Here is a 15294-nt window from a genome sequence, read left to right as displayed (position 1 = left end):
GGCGACTGGTCGTGGGGTCCGCCGTTATTCAATGGCCGTTCGCGCGCCGTCGCGCGCCGTCCGCGTACTCCTGGTGCCCTTGGGTGGGCGGGCCGCGCCGAGAACGTACGACTTGACCAGGTGATTCCACTCGCAGGTCCGGCATACCTCCACCACGTGGACGGCGAACTCCTCGAAGCGGGTGGCCAGCAGGACCAACTCTTCGGCCGTGCGCGCCGAGCCCGACACCGGGCCCAGGTGTTCGCCGAACACCCATGACACCAGCGTCAGCTGCTCCTTGCGGCAGATCGGGCACATGACCTGACTCGGTTTCCCGTGAAACTTGGCGGCGCGCAGCAGATAAGGGTTCGCGTCACACACCTCGGACACACCCGTGCGGCCCGAATACACCTCGGCCAGCAGTGCCCGTCGCCGGAGGGCGTAGTCCACCACTTGTCGCTGCAGTCGCACGTCCCCCAGCGTACGTCGCCATCGGCGAGCACCGATACGCAACCAAACCGTGGCGCCCGCACCGGTAACCCGGAGGGCGCCGCTTTCTCCGCCTGAACCGGGACCGGACTCTACGATCATCCCCGTGGCGAAATGGCTCGGGACATCGCTCGGCGAGCGGCCGACACCGAACACCCGCGCGACGGACACCAACCGGCAAGACGCCTGCAAGATCCTCGACGACGCGTTGAACGACGGCCAGCTCTCGATGGAAGAACACCGGGTACGGGTCAGCGCGGCCACCAATGCGGTCACCCTCGGTGACCTGCAGGCACTGGTGACCGACCTGCAGACCGACAGCTCCGCGCTGCCGACACCGGCCGTCAAGGGCCCCCGGGTGCCACCGAAGCTGGGCGGGTGGGGCTCGCTCGCCGTCGCCTTCGCCGTGTCGGTGCTGCTGGGGGTCGGCATCGGATGGGGCCTGTACGGCAACACCCGGTCGCCACTGGACTTCACCAGCGACCCCGGGGCCAAGCCCGACGGAGTGGGCCCCGTCGTGCTGACCCCGCCCACCCAACTGCATTCGGTGGGCGGGCTCACCGGGCTCCTGGAGCAAACCCGCAAGCGATTCGGCGACGCCATGGGATATCGGCTGGTGATCTACCCGACGTACGCCGTGCTCGACCGGCAGGATCCCTCCGATGATCGCCGCGTGCTGGCCTATACCTACCGCGGCGGCTGGGGCGACCCGACCAGCTCGGCCAAGAGCTCCGTCGACGGTCCGGTGCCGGTGGACCTGAGCAAGTTCGACGTGACGGCGACGGTGGGCATCATGCGTGGCGCCCCGCAGACCCTGCACATGAAGCCGGAAGACGTCAAAAGCGAGTACCTCAACATCGAACCGGCGACGGACCCGACCACCCCGGGTGCCCTGTCCCTGTCGCTGTATGTCTCGAGCGACTACGGTAGTGGCTACATCGTCTTCGCAGGTGACGGCACCGTCAAGCAACTGAACTTGCCGTCCTGACCGCCCGGTGAGCCCGCCGGCTCCCACCGCGATTCGCTCCCGCGCGCCTTGACTAACAGCTGACGAACATCCGGTGGTGTTGTGGCGAATATATCGAAGCGATACGATTACGCGAGGCGTCGAACCGTCGTAACCAACCATGCAAAGGGGGTGATTCGATGCTGGAGCTCGCCATCCTGGGCCTTCTGATCGAATCGCCGATGCACGGCTACGAGTTGCGCAAACGGCTGACCGGCCTCCTCGGTGCGTTCCGCGCGTTCTCGTACGGTTCGCTGTACCCGGCCCTCCGGCGGATGCAGGCCGAAGGGTTGATCGCTGAGGATGCCGCCCCGGCCGGAACCCCGGTTCGGCGTGCCCGGCGCGTCTACCAGCTAACCGACGAGGGCCGTCGGCGCTTCGGTGAGCTGGTGGCGGACACGGGTCCGCACAACTACACCGACGACGGCTTCGGGGTGCACCTGGCGTTCTTCAACCGGACTCCGGCGGAAGCGCGCATGCGAATCCTGGAAGGCCGCCGCCGTCAGGTTGAGGAGCGGCGGGAGGGCCTGCGCGAAGCAGTGGCGCGGGCCAGTAACTCGTTCGACCGTTACACCCGTCAGCTTCACCAACTGGGGCTCGAGTCCAGTGAGCGCGAAGTGAAGTGGCTCAACGAGCTCATTGCCGCGGAGCGGGCGATGCCCGGCCTCTCCGAGCAGACATAAATACCCCTGCACGAAATTCATCAGCTGCGACCACAAGGTTATGGAAGTTAGGAGAACGCCCTATGAGTGAGCACCAGCCGCCGACGGCGGAAGAGGCGCAGTCGGAGGTACGAGTCGCCATTGTCGGCGTCGGTAACTGCGCGTCTTCGCTGGTACAGGGCGTGCAGTACTACCTCGATGCCGACGAGAACAGCACTGTGCCAGGCCTGATGCACGTGAAGTTCGGCCGGTACCACGTGCGCGACGTGAAGTTCGTTGCCGCGTTCGACGTGGATGCCAAGAAGGTGGGCTTCGACCTGTCCGAGGCCATCTTCGCGTCGGAGAACAACACGATCAAGATCGCCGACGTGCCGCCCACCAACGTGGTGGTGCAGCGCGGCCCGACGCTGGACGGCATCGGCAAGTACTACGCCGACACCATCGAGCTGTCGGACGTCGAGCCGGTGGACGTGGTGCAGGCGCTGAAAGAGGCCAAGGTCGACGTGCTGGTGTCCTACCTGCCCGTGGGCTCGGAAGAGGCCGACAAGTTCTACGCCCAGTGCGCCATCGACGCCGGCGTGGCGTTCGTCAACGCGCTGCCGGTGTTCATCGCCTCGGACCCGGTGTGGGCCAAGAAGTTCGCCGACGCGGGTGTGCCCATCGTGGGCGACGACATCAAGAGTCAGGTCGGCGCCACCATCACCCACCGCGTGATGGCCAAGCTGTTCGAGGACCGCGGCGTGCAACTCGACCGCACCATGCAGCTCAACGTGGGCGGCAACATGGACTTCCTCAACATGCTCGAGCGTGAGCGGCTGGAGTCCAAGAAGATCTCGAAGACGCAGGCCGTCACCTCCAACCTGCAGCGCGAGTTCAAGACCAAGGACGTGCACATCGGTCCGTCCGACCACGTCGGTTGGCTCGACGACCGCAAGTGGGCCTACGTGCGGCTCGAGGGCCGGGCGTTCGGCGACGTGCCGCTGAACCTGGAGTACAAGCTCGAGGTGTGGGACTCGCCGAACTCGGCGGGCGTCATCATCGACGCGGTGCGCGCGGCCAAGATCGCCAAGGACCGCGGTATCGGCGGCCCGGTGATCCCGGCGTCGGCGTACCTGATGAAGAGCCCGCCGCAGCAGCTGCCCGACGACATCGCGCGCACGCAGCTCGAAGAGTTCATCATCGCGGGCTGAGCCCTTTCGGCCACCAGAGCCGCGAGCGTAACGTCACGGCGAATTCCAGCGGTGAAAATCGCCGTGACGTTACGCTCGCGGCCGTTGGGGCGTCCTCGGCGCTAGTGTCTGTAGACCGTGACCGAAATCTCCGAAGACGAACTGGATGGGTTGTCGGAGTTCGCGCTGCTTTCCGAGAACGCCGAGCAAGCCGGCATCACCGGTCCGCTGCCCGACGTGCAGCGTGTCGAGGCGGGCACCGGCGACGGGAAGATCAGCGCTCTGCGCTGGGGCGGCGCTCCCCCGCGGATCGTCTTCCTGCACGGCGGCGGCCAGAACGCGCACACCTGGGACACCGTGATCGTCGGCCTGCGCCAGCCCGCACTGGCCGTCGACCTTCCCGGGCACGGCCATTCGGCATGGCGAGAGGACGGCGACTACTCGCCGCAGATCAACGCCGACGCCCTGTTGCCGGCGCTGCGAGAGCACGCCCCGAGCGCCGACCTGGTCGTGGGCATGTCGCTGGGCGGTCTGACGGCGATACGGCTGGCCGCCGTGGCGCCCGAACTCGTCAACGAACTCGTCCTGATCGACGTCACCCCGTCCGCGCTGCAGCGCCACTCGGAGATGACCAAGGAACAGCAGGGCACCGTGGCGTTGATGCACGGCGAGCGCGAATTCGAAAGCTTCCAGACCATGCTGGACCTGACCGTCGCCGCGGCGCCGCACCGTGAGGTGAAGGCCCTGCGCCGCGGCGTGTTTCACAACTCGCGCCGGCTGGACAACGGCAAGTGGACGTGGCGCTACGACGCCATCCGCAAGTTCCCGGATTTCGACGTCCTCTGGGATGACGTGGACAGGCTGTCGGCACCGATCACTCTCATCCGCGGCGGCAGGTCCGGATTCGTCAGTGACGACGATGCCGCCGAATTAAGCCGTCGCACAAAGCATTTCCGCACGGCGCACGTCGTCGAGAACGCGGGCCACTCGGTGCAAAGCGACCAACCGCTCGCCCTGATCGACCTGCTGCACGGGGTGCTCGCCGGGCGCTGACCCTACGGTGGGTGTATGACATCTGATCTGCCCATCCGCATCGGCGTGCAACTGCAGCCGCAGCACGCGCCGCAGTACGGACAAATTCGTGACGCGGTGCGTCGCTGCGAAGACATCGGCGTCGACATCGCCTTCAACTGGGACCACTTCTTCCCCCTCTACGGCGATCCCGACGGCGCGCATTTCGAATGCTGGACGATGCTCGGCGCATGGGCCGAACAGACTTCACGCATCCACATCGGCGCACTCGTCACGTGCAACTCCTACCGAAATCCCGAACTGCTGGCCGACATGGCTCGCACAGTCGACCACATCGGTGGTGGCCGGCTGGTACTGGGCATCGGCTCGGGATGGAAGCAGAAGGACTACGACGAGTACGGCTACGAATTCGGCACGGCGGGCAGCCGCCTCGACGATCTCGCCGGCGCGCTGCCCCGCATCAAGACGCGGCTCGCCAAGCTCAACCCGCCGCCGACCCGCGACATCCCGGTCCTGATCGGTGGCGGGGGTGAGCGAAAGACGCTCCGTCTGGTAGCCGAATACGCCGACGTGTGGCACAGCTTCACGTCCGCCGACGAGTTCCCGGCGAAGTCGCAGGTCCTGGCCCGGCACTGCGCCGACGTCGGCCGCGACCCGGCGAGCATCGAACGCTCGGCCGCCTTGCAGGACGGCGGCAAACTTCTCGACAACGCCGAAACGCTCGTCGGCCTCGGTGTCACGCTGCTGACCGTGGCATGTGATGGCCCGGATTACGACCTCACCGCCGCTGAAGCGCTGTGCCGATGGCGCGACAATCGTTAGACCGGTCGCAACCATTTATCGGTCAAACACCAGAAAATACGAGCCCGCTCGTGAGAAACTTCTCGCGCTAGCTGGCCGAAACCGGGTTTGAAAGAGACTCAACAACGAATGCCGAAGAAATACGGGGTCAAAGAAAAGGACCTGGTTGTTTCGCACATCCTGCACCTCTTGCTGACGGGAAAGTTGCGCACCGGCGACCGCGTCGATCGGAATGAAATCGCCCTGGGGCTCGGGGTGAGCCGCGTTCCCATTCAAGAGGCACTGGTTCAGCTCGAACACGACGGCATTGTCTCCACCCGCTATCACCGGGGAGCGTTCGTCGAACGGTTCGACGAGGCCACCGTCCTCGAACATCACGAACTCGACGGCCTGCTCAACGGCATCGCGTCCGCGCGCGCGGCCACCAGCCCGACCCCGCGCATCCTCGGGCAACTCGACGCCTTTATGCGGTCCCTGCGCAACGCCACGGATTCGCGGGCCTTCTGCGACATCGCCGCGGAATACCGGCGCACCATCAACGACGAATACGCCGGACCGCGGCTGCATGCCACGATCCGCGCTTCGCAGAACCTCATCCCCCGGGTGTTCTGGCTGACCTACCAAGGCGGCCGCGACGAGCTGCTGCCGTTCTACGAAGACGAGACCTCCGCCATCAACCGGCGCGATCCCGAGGCCGCGCGGGCCGCCTGCGTGAGTCGCTCCTACCTGGCGGCCCAGACCATGCTGGCCGAACTTTCCCGGCGCAGGGTGTTCACGCCGTCCGACGACCTCACGCCCGTCGTGCCCGGACAGCTCGAGGTGCTCGGCGACGCCGAATCCGCGGGCGTCGAGCCGTCGCTGGCTCTCTAGAGCGGACGCTCACCCGACGAAGCCGGCCGCCGGTCGATACGGTGACAGGGATGAATGCGCGCGCGGACCGGCGCACCCAGCGCCGCGGAAGGCTGTTCGGACTCACCGTGACCATCGTGCTGGTCTGCGGGATGGCGTCAGGCGGACTGGCGGCGCCCGCCGCCGCCGACTGGAACCAATGCGCGCCTTCCGGTTTGGACAGCGCCATGGCCTTACCCAAAGATCTCACCGCGGCGCCGCCGACTCCCGAGGAGGACCGCGAAACGACGAATTCGGTCGAACCATTGAGCGCGGTCGACATCGGCGCGCTGGGCCTCGGTACGCCGGGCGTGCTGACGGTGGGAACGCTGTCGGATGCCCCGCCCAACATTTGCATCAATCCCACCGGTGAATTCAGCGGCTTCGACAACCTGCTGCTGCGCGCCATCGCCGACAAGCTGCATCTACAGCTCCGCTTCGTCAGCACCGACTTTTCCGCGTTGCTCGCTCAGGTGGCCTCCCGACGCTTCGACGTGGGGTCGGCGTCGGTGAAGGCCACCACACAGCGTCGACGCACCGTCGCGTTCACCAACGGTTACGACTTCGGCTTCTACTCCCTCGTGGTGCCGCCCGGCTCTCCGATCCACAAGTTCAGCGAGCTGGCGGCCGGCCAGCGCATCGGTGTCGTCCAGGGCACCGTCGAGGAGTCCTACGTCGTCGACACCCTGCACCTGCAACCGGTGAAGTACCCCGGCTTCGCCACCCTGTACGCCAGCCTCAAGACCCGGCAGATCGATGCATGGGTGGCGCCCGGAACCCTCGCCGCGACCGTCATCCGGCCGGGCGATCCCGCGGTGACGGTCGCGAACACTTTCAGCGCAGGCAATTTCGTGGCCTACGCGGTCGCCAGGGAGAACAGGCCGCTGATCGACGCGCTCAATTCCGGGCTGGACTCTGTGATCGCCGACGGCACCTGGGCCAAGCTGTACTGCGAATGGGTACCGCGCAGCCTGCCGCCGGGCTGGAAACCCGGGTCGAAAGCCGCCCCGGTGCCACACCTGCCGGACTTCGCCGCGATCGCGGCGAGCCGGCATCGCACGGTCGCGGATCCGGCCGCGCCCAAGTCGACGCTCGCCCAGTTGCGTGACTCGTTCTTCGACTGGGACATGTACCGACGGGCCATCCCCGTGCTGCTCACGACGGGGCTGCCGAACACGCTGATCCTGACCAACAGCGCGATCGTGATCGGCCTGGCGCTCGGAATGGTGCTGGCCATGGCGGGCATCTCGCAGCGGCGCTGGCTGCGCTGGCCGGCCCGCGTATACACCGATATTTTCCGGGGCCTTCCCGAAGTCGTGATCATCCTGCTCATCGGAATGGGCATCGGGCCACTGGTCGGCGATCTCACCAACAAGAATCCCTACCCGTTGGGAATTGCAGCGTTGGGATTGATGGCCGCGGCCTACATCGGCGAAATCCTGCGCTCCGGAATACAAAGTGTGGACCCGGGCCAGTTGGAGGCCGCCCGAGCGCTGGGATTCAGCTATACGACCGCGATGCGGCTGGTGGTAGTGCCGCAGGGGATACGCCGGGTGCTGCCGGCTTTGGTCAACCAGTTCATCGGGTTGTTGAAGGCCTCCGCTTTGGTGTACTTCCTTGGCCTGATTGCCGATCAGCGGGAGCTTTTCCAGGTGGGCCGGGATCTGAACGCACAGACCGGCAGCCTGTCGCCGCTGGTCGCTGCCGGCCTCTTCTACCTGATATTGACCATTCCGTTAACGCATCTGGTCAATTACATCGACGCTCGCCTGCGCCGCGGCCGGCGTGCCCCCGACGCCGACGACAATGCAGAGATGCTGGCAACCACGTTCGGACAGGAGATCACGTGAGCGTCGTGGTCACGGAACGTCGGTCAGTATCGTTGGCCGCCAGGGACATTCACCAAACCCTGGGCGGGAACAAGGTGCTGCGCGGGGTCGATTTCGAGGCTGCCGCCGGCAGCACCGTCGCGGTGATCGGGCCTTCCGGCTCCGGCAAGTCAACGCTGTTGCGCACCTTGAACCGGCTGCACGAACCCGATAGCGGCGACATCCTGTTGGACGGCCGATCGGTGCTCCGCGACGACCCCAACGAGCTCCGGCAGCGCATCGGCATGGTGTTCCAGCATTTCAATCTCTTTCCGCATCTGAGCGTGCTGAAGAACGTGGCGATGGCGCCGCGTAAGTTGCGGCGCCTGGACGCCGACGAGGCGCGCGAGCTGGCGCTGGCCCAGTTGGACCGAGTTGGCCTGAAGCACAAGGCCGATGCCCGGCCGGGCATGCTCTCCGGCGGCCAACAACAACGAGTCGCCATCGCCCGCGCGCTGGCGATGGCTCCGCAAGTGATGTTCTTCGACGAGGCGACGTCGGCGCTGGATCCCGAAATGGTGAAAGGGATTCTGCAACTCATCGCCGACCTCGGCGCCGACGGTATGACGATGATCGTGGTCACCCACGAAATGGGTTTTGCCCGCTCGGCATCCGACACCGTCGTCTTCATGGACCGCGGCAAGGTCGTGGAATCCGGGGCGCCGGAGCAGATTTTCGAAGCCGCGCAGACCGAACGCCTACAGCGATTCTTGTCGCAGGTACTTTGACCGCCCCCATTGCACTTATTAGTCGGCATAGCGACCTTGTACGTGCCTGATATAGCGTTAGACTCCCCGGTTATGGCGGACAGCGAACCCAACTCGGCCGACGTGACCGAGCTTGCCGAAGGTTTGCACCGCGCGCTGTCCAAATTGTTTTCAATTCTGCGTCGGGGCGACCCGAGCGGCGCGGCCGCGGGCGAACTGACGTTGGCGCAATTGTCGATCCTGGTGACCTTGCTGGATCAGGGGCCGATCCGGATGACCGACCTGGCGGCCCACGAACGGGTGCGGACCCCGACCACCACCGTGGCGATCCGCCGGCTGGAGAAGCTGGGGCTGGTGAAACGCTCCCGCGACCCGTCCGACCTGCGGGCGGTGCTGGTCGACATCACGCCGCGGGGACGCGCGGTCCATGGCGAGTCCCTGGCTAACCGGCGCGCTTCCCTGGCCGCCATGCTCAGTCAGCTCCCCGCGTCCGACCTCTGCACCCTGATGCAGGCATTGGCGCCGCTGGAGCGGCTGGCCTGCGGCGAACCGGCGCCCGGCCCCGCGGGCGAGCCGCCGGCCTGTAAAGAGGCGTGAAAGTACCTGCCATTCAGGCATTTTGGCTGCGCACGTAGACTCCCCTACATGCCCACTGCACTCATCACTGGAGCCGGCGGCGGCATCGGCTCCGCGATCGCCACGACACTGGCCCCCACCCACACCCTGCTGCTGGCCGGCCGCCCCTCTGACCGGCTCGACGCCGTCGCGGAGCGACTCAGCTCGACGACGTTTCCATTGGACCTGACCGACTCCGGCGATATCGAGGCCGCCTGTGAGGTCGTGGACGAACTCGACGTGCTGGTGCACAACGCCGGGCTGTCCATCCCCGGTCATGTCGCCGAGTCGGACGTCGAGCAGTGGCGCGCCACCTTCGCCGTCAATGTACTTGGGCCGGTGGAACTTACACTGGCACTGCTGCCCGCGCTGCGGCGTGCCCGTGGTCAGGTGGTCTTCATCAACTCCGGCGCCGGGCGCAACGTGTCGCCCGGTATGGCGTCCTACTCGGCCAGCAAGTTCGCGTTGCGCGCGTTCGCCGACTCGCTGCGGGCCGACGAGCCGGACTTGCGGGTGACGACGGTCTACCCCGGCCGCACGGACAGCGAGATGCAGCGCGAGCTCGTCGCGTTCGAGGGCGGCACGTATGAACCCGCCAAGTTCCTCAAGCCGGAGACGGTCGCGGCCACCGTCGCCAACGTGGTGGCCACGCCACGGGACGGCCATGTTCACGAGGTGGTGCTGCGGCCGACGGGCCGCTGATTGGGCGCCGGTCAGACGACCAGGTTGACCAGCCGGCCGGGGACCACGATCACCTTGCGCGGGCTGGCACCCGCCAGGAACGCGCGGACCTTCTCGTCCGACAACGCCGCGGCCTTCAGCGTGTCCTGGTCGGCGTCAGCGGCCACCACCACTCGCCCGCGCACCTTCCCGTTGACCTGCACGGGATATTCGACGCTGTCGTCGACCAGATAGGCCGGATCGGCCTGCGGGAACGGGCCATGCGCCAGCGAGGTGGTGTGGCCCAGCCGCAGCCACAGCTCCTCGGCCAGGTGCGGGGCCAGCGGCGCCAACATCAGCACCAGCGGCTCCACCGCGGCCCGCGGCACCGCATCGCGGTGTTCCTTGGTCAGGTGGTTGGTGTATTCGATCAGCTTGGCGGCCGCGGTGTTATTGCGCAGCGCGGCATAGTCTTCCGAAACTCCCGCGATGGTGCGGTGCAGCGCTCGCAGGGTGCCGCTGTCGAGCTCTTGCGGTCCGTCCGTGTCGAGCACCCGCGTCGTGCCGGTCTGCTCGTCGACCACTAGGCGCCAGACCCGCTGCAGAAAGCGGTGCGCCCCGACGACGTCCTTGGTGGCCCACGGGCGAGAGGCCTCCAGCGGGCCCATCGACATCTCGTAGACCCGCAGCGTGTCCGCGCCGTACTCGTCGCAGATCTCATCCGGTGAGATCGAATTCTTGAGGCTCTTCCCGATTTTCCCGAATTCCTGGAAGACCTCGATCTCGCCGTCCGGCCCCCCGTAGAAGAAGCGGCCGGCGCGCTCGACCACCTCTTCGGCGGGAACGTATGAACCGCGCGAATCGGTGTAGGCGAAGGCTTGAATGTAACCCTGGTTGACCAGGCGGCGGTACGGCTCCCGGGAACTGACGTGGCCCAGGTCGTACAACACCTTGTGCCAGAACCTCGCGTACAGCAGGTGCAGCACCGCGTGCTCGGCACCCCCGACGTAGAGGTCGACACCGCCGGGGTCCTGCGGGCCGTGCTCGGCGGGCCGTGGGCCCATCCAGTAAGCCTCATTCTCCTTGGCGCACAACCGCTCCGAGTTGTGCGGATCGGTGTAGCGCAGTTCGTACCAGGAGCTGCCGGCCCACTGCGGCATCACGTTGGTGTCGCGGGTGTAGGGCCGCAGGCCGTCGCCCAGGTCGAGTTCGACGTGCACCCAGTCGGTCGCCTTGGCCAGCGGTGGCGACGGTTCGCTGTCGGCGTCGTCGGGGTCGAACAGCACCGGGGAATAGTCGGGCACATCGGGGAGCTCGACCGGCAGCGCGGCCTCGCCGAGCGCGTGGGCGCGCCCGTCGCTGTCGTAGACGATCGGAAACGGTTCGCCCCAGTAGCGTTGCCGGGCGAAAAGCCAGTCCCGCAGCTTGAATTCGATCCTGGCCCAACCGCGGCCGTCCGCTTCCAGGCGGGCGGTGATCGCCTCCTTCGCCGACGCGACGTCCATCCCGTCGAGGTAACCGGAATTGACCAGCACGCCGTCCCCCGCGTACGCGGCCTCCGAGATATCGCCTCCGGCAATGACTTCCACGATCGGCAGGCCGAATTCGTTGGCGAAGTCCCAGTCGCGCTGGTCGTGGCCGGGAACCGCCATGATCGCGCCGGTGCCGTAGCCGGCCAGCACGTAGTCGGCGATGAAGATCGGCACCGGTTTCCCGTTGGCGGGGTTGGTCGCGTAACTGCCGAGAAAGACCCCGGTCTTGTCCCTGCTCTCCTGGCGCTCGAGGTCGGACTTCGCCGCGATCGCCCGTCGGTAGGCGGCGACCGCCTCCCCCGGCGTCGCGGCGCCGTACGTCCACCGCGGGTCGGTGCCCTCCGGCCAGGCGACAGCGATCAGCCCGTCGACCAGGTCGTGCTCGGGAGCCAGCACCAGGTAGGTGGCACCGAACATGGTGTCGGGCCGGGTGGTGAACACCTCGATGTCGACCGTCTCGCCGCCGGTGCCGTGCGCCGAGAACAGCGCCCGGGTGCCGGTGGAGCGGCCGATCCAATTGCGTTGCATGGTCTTGACGGGTTCCGGCCAGTCCAGCACGTCCAGGTCGTCGAGCAGCCGGTCGGCGTAGGCGGTGATGCGCATCATCCACTGCCGCAACCGCTTCCGGAAGACTGGGAAGTTGCCGCGATCGCTGCGGCCGTCTGCGGTGACCTCCTCGTTGGCCAGCACCGTGCCGAGCCCGGGGCACCAATTCACCATCGAGTCGGCGCGGTAGACCAGGCGGTAGCCGTCGATCACGTCGGCCCGCTCCCCCACCGACAGCATGGCCCAGTCCCGTCCGTCCTCGAGGTTCCTTGTGCCGGAGTCGAATTCGGCGATCAGCTCGGTGATCGGGCGGGCCTTGCCGGCCGCGGTGTCGAACCAGGCGTTGTAGATCTGCAGGAAGATCCATTGCGTCCACTTGTAGAACTCGACGTCGGTGGTCGAAAAGCTGCGCCGGCTGTCGTGACCGAGGCCCAGCCGGCCCAGCTGACGCCGGAAGTTCACCACGTTCGCCTCGGTCCGGGTGCGCGGATGGGTGCCGGTCTGCACGGCGTACTGCTCGGCTGGCAGCCCGAAGGCGTCGAAACCCAACGCGTGCAGGACGTTATGTCCCGTCATCCGGTAGTAGCGGGCGTAGACGTCGGTGGCGATGTAGCCCAAGGGGTGGCCGACGTGCAGTCCCTCCCCCGAGGGATAGGGGAACATGTCCTGCACGAACAACTTGTCAGCGGGGACCGGGGTGCCGTCCGTCGGGGCCAGCGAACCGACCGGGTTGGGCACGTTGAACGTGCCGAGCCTGGCCCAGTTCTCCTGCCAGGTGCTCTCGATCCGCCCCGCCAGCGCCGCGGTGTAGCGATACGTCGGTGCATCGGAGTCCGTCTGAACGGCACCGGAGTTGCCCGCGGCGGCGGTGGTCGGGGAGTCGGTCACCTGAACAGGGTATAAGGATGGCCGCGGCCCGACCGCCCGGCCACAGGATGGTCTCGGTTCCGTTGCGCACGGATCAGAGGTTCATCCCAGGTCTGTCTCGGGCCTATTCACCGCCTTTGACCTGTAGTTACAGTCGGCCTCTAACTGCTGGCAGTGCGCCATTGGAAGGACCGACGCAGATGATCGAGACCCTCCCCGCCCACCGTGTGCTTCTCGGGGGTATGGTCGCCGGCCTGATCGGCCTGGCGGTTCTCACCAGCGCCCAGGCATCCGCAGATCCCCTGATTCCCGCCCCGGCACCCGTTCCCGCGATCCCGGCGCCGGCGCCGGCGCCGCAGAACGTCACCGCCGTGCCCGCGCAGGCGCCGACCAACCGATTGCTCGCCGCACCGCCGGCGTCGAACCCCGTCGCGTCGCCTGCGGCCCCGGGCGCTTCCGCGCCTTCCGCGGTCACACCCGCCGCGCCGGTCGCCCCCGCGGTCACTCCCGCCACCTCCGGGACCATCCGCGAATACTTGGAGTCCAAAGGGGTCAAGCTCGAGGCGCAGAAGCCGCAGGGACTCAAGGCGCTCGACATCACCTTGCCGGTGCCGGCCCGCTGGACTCAGGTGCCCGACCCCAACGTGCCCGACGCCTTCGCGGTGATCGCCGACCGGCAGGGCAGCAGCATTTATAGCTCGAATGCGCAGGTGGTGGTGTACAGGCTGGTCGGCAACTTCGATCCCAGAGAGGCCATCTCGCACGGCTACGTCGACAGCCAGAAGCTCCTCGCCTGGCAGCCCACGAACGCCTCGATGGCCGATTTCGGCGGCTTCCCATCGTCGATCGTCGAAGGTACCTACCGTGACGGCGACATGACGCTGAACACCTCGCGGCGCCACGTCATCGCCACCTCGGGGCCGGACAAGTACCTGGTGTCGCTCGCCGTGACCACCGATCGCGCGGTGGCCGTCGCCGACGCACCGGCCACGGACGCCATCGTCAACGGCTTCCGCGTGACCGTTCCCGGGGCCCCCGTCCCCGCGCCGGCCCAGACGCCGGCCGCCTCGCCGGTCGGGCTTCCCGGGCAGACGGCGGTCACCGCCCCCGTCGGGCAGGCACCCGCCGCCACTCCGGTCGGGCAGGCACCCGCCGCCACTCCGGTCGGGCAGGCACCCGTCGCCGCTCCGGTCGGGCAGGCACCCGTCGCCGCTCCGGTCGGGCAGGCGCCGGCGGTGGCTCCGCTGACGCAGACCTCGGCCACCGCCCCGGTGCGCCTCCCGGTGCAGGCGCCCGCCCCGAGCCGGCAGCCGGCGCCGAACCTGCTGGCCCTGGTTCCGGGCCTGCCCCCGCTGCCCAACTTCTCATTCCTGCAGCACTAGCCCCCGCCCCGACGCCGCCGGAGCCCACTGAGCGGGCCGACGGCCGGGCTCGTATTGTGAGCCCATGCTGATTGCGGGCGTGCTGTGCATGTGTGCGGCGGTGGCCGCCGCCGGATTCGGAACGTGGTCGCTGGCGCACCCCCAGAATGTCGACCCCACCGCGCTGGCGCTGCGGTCCATGGCACCGGCGCAGCTGGCCGCGGCGATCATGCTGGCCGCCGGCGGGGTGGTGGCGCTGGCCGCATCCCCGCACACCGCGCTGGTGGTGCTGATCGTCTGCGTCACCGGAGCCGTCGGGACGGTCGCCGCCGGATCCTGGCAGAGCGCGCGCTTCGCGCTGCGGCAAGAGGCGGCCGCACCCGCGTGCGCGGGGACCTGCACCGGCTGCACGCAGTCCTGCCACTGACATCCGCCGGAACCCCGGACGCCCGGGGGAGTGGAGCTAGTTGCGGCTGAGGTCGATCGGATGGGTGGCCAGCAGCGACAGCGGCAGCGGCTGGCGACGAAGCACCTGCCCCCACAGGTCTGATCGAGCCCCCGTCAAAACGTCAGATGGCAACGCGGACAGGACGATCCAGTCGTCGCGTTCGATTTCGCCTTCCAGCTGGCCGATGGTCCAGCCGGAGTAGCCCGCGAAGATCCGCACCCCCTCGACCAGCGGCGCGATCGTGTCGGGCTCGGCGTCCAGATCGACCATCACCACCCGCCCGGCCACGTGCCGCAGGCCCGCAACACCCGCCGGATCGGCGCCGACTCGCAACGTCGCCAGGCACAGGGCCGCGTCACGCTTCACCGGGCCGCCGATGAACATCGTCTTCGGCTTGGCCGCCAATTTGGTCCACTGCGGCAGCACGTTGTAGACCGCGGTCTCGCTGGCGCGGTTCAGCACCACCCCCAACGTCCCGCCGTCGTTGTGTTCGACGATGTAGATCACGCTGCGCCGGAACGTCGGTTCGAAGAGATCGGTGTTGGCCAGCAGCAAGGTACCCGCGCGCACTCGCTGCGCGGCCGGCGCGACATAGTCCTCTGGATCCTCGGGCGGCGGCACCCCACCATCATCGCATCCGGTGCTTGCCGCCCGGGCGAATCAA

General features: G+C 67.5%; 15 protein-coding genes. 12 read left to right on the top strand and 3 right to left on the bottom strand.

Features of this window, described 5'->3' with window-relative positions; translation table 11 throughout:
- Positions 1–24: 24 nt before the first annotated feature.
- A complete protein-coding gene (locus A5713_RS08705) occupies positions 25–450 on the bottom strand; it encodes a DUF5318 family protein (protein ID WP_067928332.1) in 426 nt (141 codons plus the stop codon).
- Positions 451–574: 124 nt separating this feature from the next.
- On the opposite strand from A5713_RS08705, the gene A5713_RS08700 reads away from it, so the two are divergent.
- The 10 genes from A5713_RS08700 (at position 575) to A5713_RS08655 (ending at position 9918) form a co-directional block, all read left to right on the top strand.
- Positions 575–1456 (top strand): DUF1707 domain-containing protein, encoded by an 882-nt coding sequence (locus A5713_RS08700; protein ID WP_068094642.1) that lies wholly within the window; start codon positions 575–577, stop codon positions 1454–1456.
- A gap of 158 nt (positions 1457–1614) precedes the next feature.
- Entirely contained in the window at positions 1615–2157 is a 543-nt protein-coding gene (locus tag A5713_RS08695; RefSeq protein WP_055399552.1) for a PadR family transcriptional regulator, read from the top strand.
- A 62-nt stretch (positions 2158–2219) separates the two neighbouring features.
- Positions 2220–3326 (top strand): inositol-3-phosphate synthase, encoded by a 1107-nt coding sequence (locus A5713_RS08690; protein WP_068094640.1) that lies wholly within the window; start codon positions 2220–2222, stop codon positions 3324–3326.
- Positions 3327–3443: 117 nt separating this feature from the next.
- Complete coding sequence (locus A5713_RS08685) at positions 3444–4358, top strand: alpha/beta fold hydrolase (protein WP_068094637.1); 915 nt, start codon at positions 3444–3446, stop codon at positions 4356–4358.
- A 15-nt stretch (positions 4359–4373) separates the two neighbouring features.
- Positions 4374–5159, top strand: a complete 786-nt coding sequence (locus tag A5713_RS08680; protein WP_068094635.1) for an LLM class F420-dependent oxidoreductase — start codon at positions 4374–4376, stop codon at positions 5157–5159.
- 108 nt (positions 5160–5267) lie between these two features.
- Positions 5268–6008: a GntR family transcriptional regulator gene (locus A5713_RS08675; RefSeq protein ID WP_068094632.1), complete on the top strand. Its 741-nt coding sequence runs from the start codon at positions 5268–5270 to the stop codon at positions 6006–6008.
- Between the two features lie 50 nt (positions 6009–6058).
- Positions 6059–7876, top strand: a complete 1818-nt coding sequence (locus tag A5713_RS08670) for an ABC transporter substrate-binding protein/permease (protein ID WP_068094629.1) — start codon at positions 6059–6061, stop codon at positions 7874–7876.
- A gap of 5 nt (positions 7877–7881) precedes the next feature.
- Positions 7882–8622, top strand: coding sequence for an amino acid ABC transporter ATP-binding protein (locus A5713_RS08665; protein WP_197516343.1), 741 nt, complete (start codon positions 7882–7884; stop codon positions 8620–8622).
- A 72-nt stretch (positions 8623–8694) separates the two neighbouring features.
- Positions 8695–9198: a MarR family winged helix-turn-helix transcriptional regulator gene (locus A5713_RS08660; RefSeq protein ID WP_067923517.1), complete on the top strand. Its 504-nt coding sequence runs from the start codon at positions 8695–8697 to the stop codon at positions 9196–9198.
- Between the two features lie 48 nt (positions 9199–9246).
- Positions 9247–9918: an SDR family oxidoreductase gene (locus A5713_RS08655; protein WP_068094623.1), complete on the top strand. Its 672-nt coding sequence runs from the start codon at positions 9247–9249 to the stop codon at positions 9916–9918.
- A gap of 11 nt (positions 9919–9929) precedes the next feature.
- Here A5713_RS08655 and leuS read toward each other — a convergent pair whose 3' ends face one another.
- A complete protein-coding gene (gene leuS, locus A5713_RS08650; protein ID WP_068094620.1) occupies positions 9930–12842 on the bottom strand; it encodes a leucine--tRNA ligase in 2913 nt (970 codons plus the stop codon).
- A gap of 179 nt (positions 12843–13021) precedes the next feature.
- Here leuS and A5713_RS08645 point away from each other — a divergent pair, with 179 nt between their 5' ends.
- Both A5713_RS08645 and A5713_RS08640 read left to right on the top strand, forming a co-directional pair.
- A complete protein-coding gene (locus A5713_RS08645) occupies positions 13022–14203 on the top strand; it encodes an LpqN/LpqT family lipoprotein (RefSeq protein WP_068094618.1) in 1182 nt (393 codons plus the stop codon).
- A gap of 64 nt (positions 14204–14267) precedes the next feature.
- The gene (locus tag A5713_RS08640) at positions 14268–14609 is read left to right on the top strand and encodes a hypothetical protein (protein WP_067916907.1); all 342 of its coding nucleotides are present in this window, start codon (positions 14268–14270) and stop codon (positions 14607–14609) included.
- Positions 14610–14645: 36 nt separating this feature from the next.
- On the opposite strand, the gene A5713_RS08635 is transcribed toward A5713_RS08640, so the two are convergent.
- Positions 14646–15251, bottom strand: a complete 606-nt coding sequence (locus A5713_RS08635; protein WP_067916905.1) for a YqgE/AlgH family protein — start codon at positions 15249–15251, stop codon at positions 14646–14648.
- Between the last annotated feature and the right edge of the window lie 43 nt (positions 15252–15294).

This window comes from Mycobacterium sp. E2497, assembly GCF_001668695.1.
Classification (GTDB): Bacteria; Actinomycetota; Actinomycetes; order Mycobacteriales; family Mycobacteriaceae; genus Mycobacterium.
Note: the sequence above shows the minus strand (reverse complement) of the source record. Positions and strands in the feature narration are given on the sequence as shown.

Bases quoted from the DNA above. Each gene is read 5' to 3' on its own strand.
- A5713_RS08680 (WP_068094635.1), top strand. From the start codon at position 4,374: ATGACATCTGATCTGCCCATCCGCATCGGCGTGCAACTGCAGCCGCAG.
- A5713_RS08690 (WP_068094640.1), top strand. From the start codon at position 2,220: ATGAGTGAGCACCAGCCGCCGACGGCGGAAGAGGCGCAGTCGGAGGTA.
- A5713_RS08675 (WP_068094632.1), top strand. From the start codon at position 5,268: ATGCCGAAGAAATACGGGGTCAAAGAAAAGGACCTGGTTGTTTCGCAC.
- A5713_RS08695 (WP_055399552.1), top strand. From the start codon at position 1,615: ATGCTGGAGCTCGCCATCCTGGGCCTTCTGATCGAATCGCCGATGCAC.
- A5713_RS08660 (WP_067923517.1), top strand. From the start codon at position 8,695: ATGGCGGACAGCGAACCCAACTCGGCCGACGTGACCGAGCTTGCCGAA.
- A5713_RS08670 (WP_068094629.1), top strand. From the start codon at position 6,059: ATGAATGCGCGCGCGGACCGGCGCACCCAGCGCCGCGGAAGGCTGTTC.
- A5713_RS08645 (WP_068094618.1), top strand. From the start codon at position 13,022: ATGATCGAGACCCTCCCCGCCCACCGTGTGCTTCTCGGGGGTATGGTC.
- A5713_RS08640 (WP_067916907.1), top strand. From the start codon at position 14,268: ATGCTGATTGCGGGCGTGCTGTGCATGTGTGCGGCGGTGGCCGCCGCC.
- A5713_RS08655 (WP_068094623.1), top strand. From the start codon at position 9,247: ATGCCCACTGCACTCATCACTGGAGCCGGCGGCGGCATCGGCTCCGCG.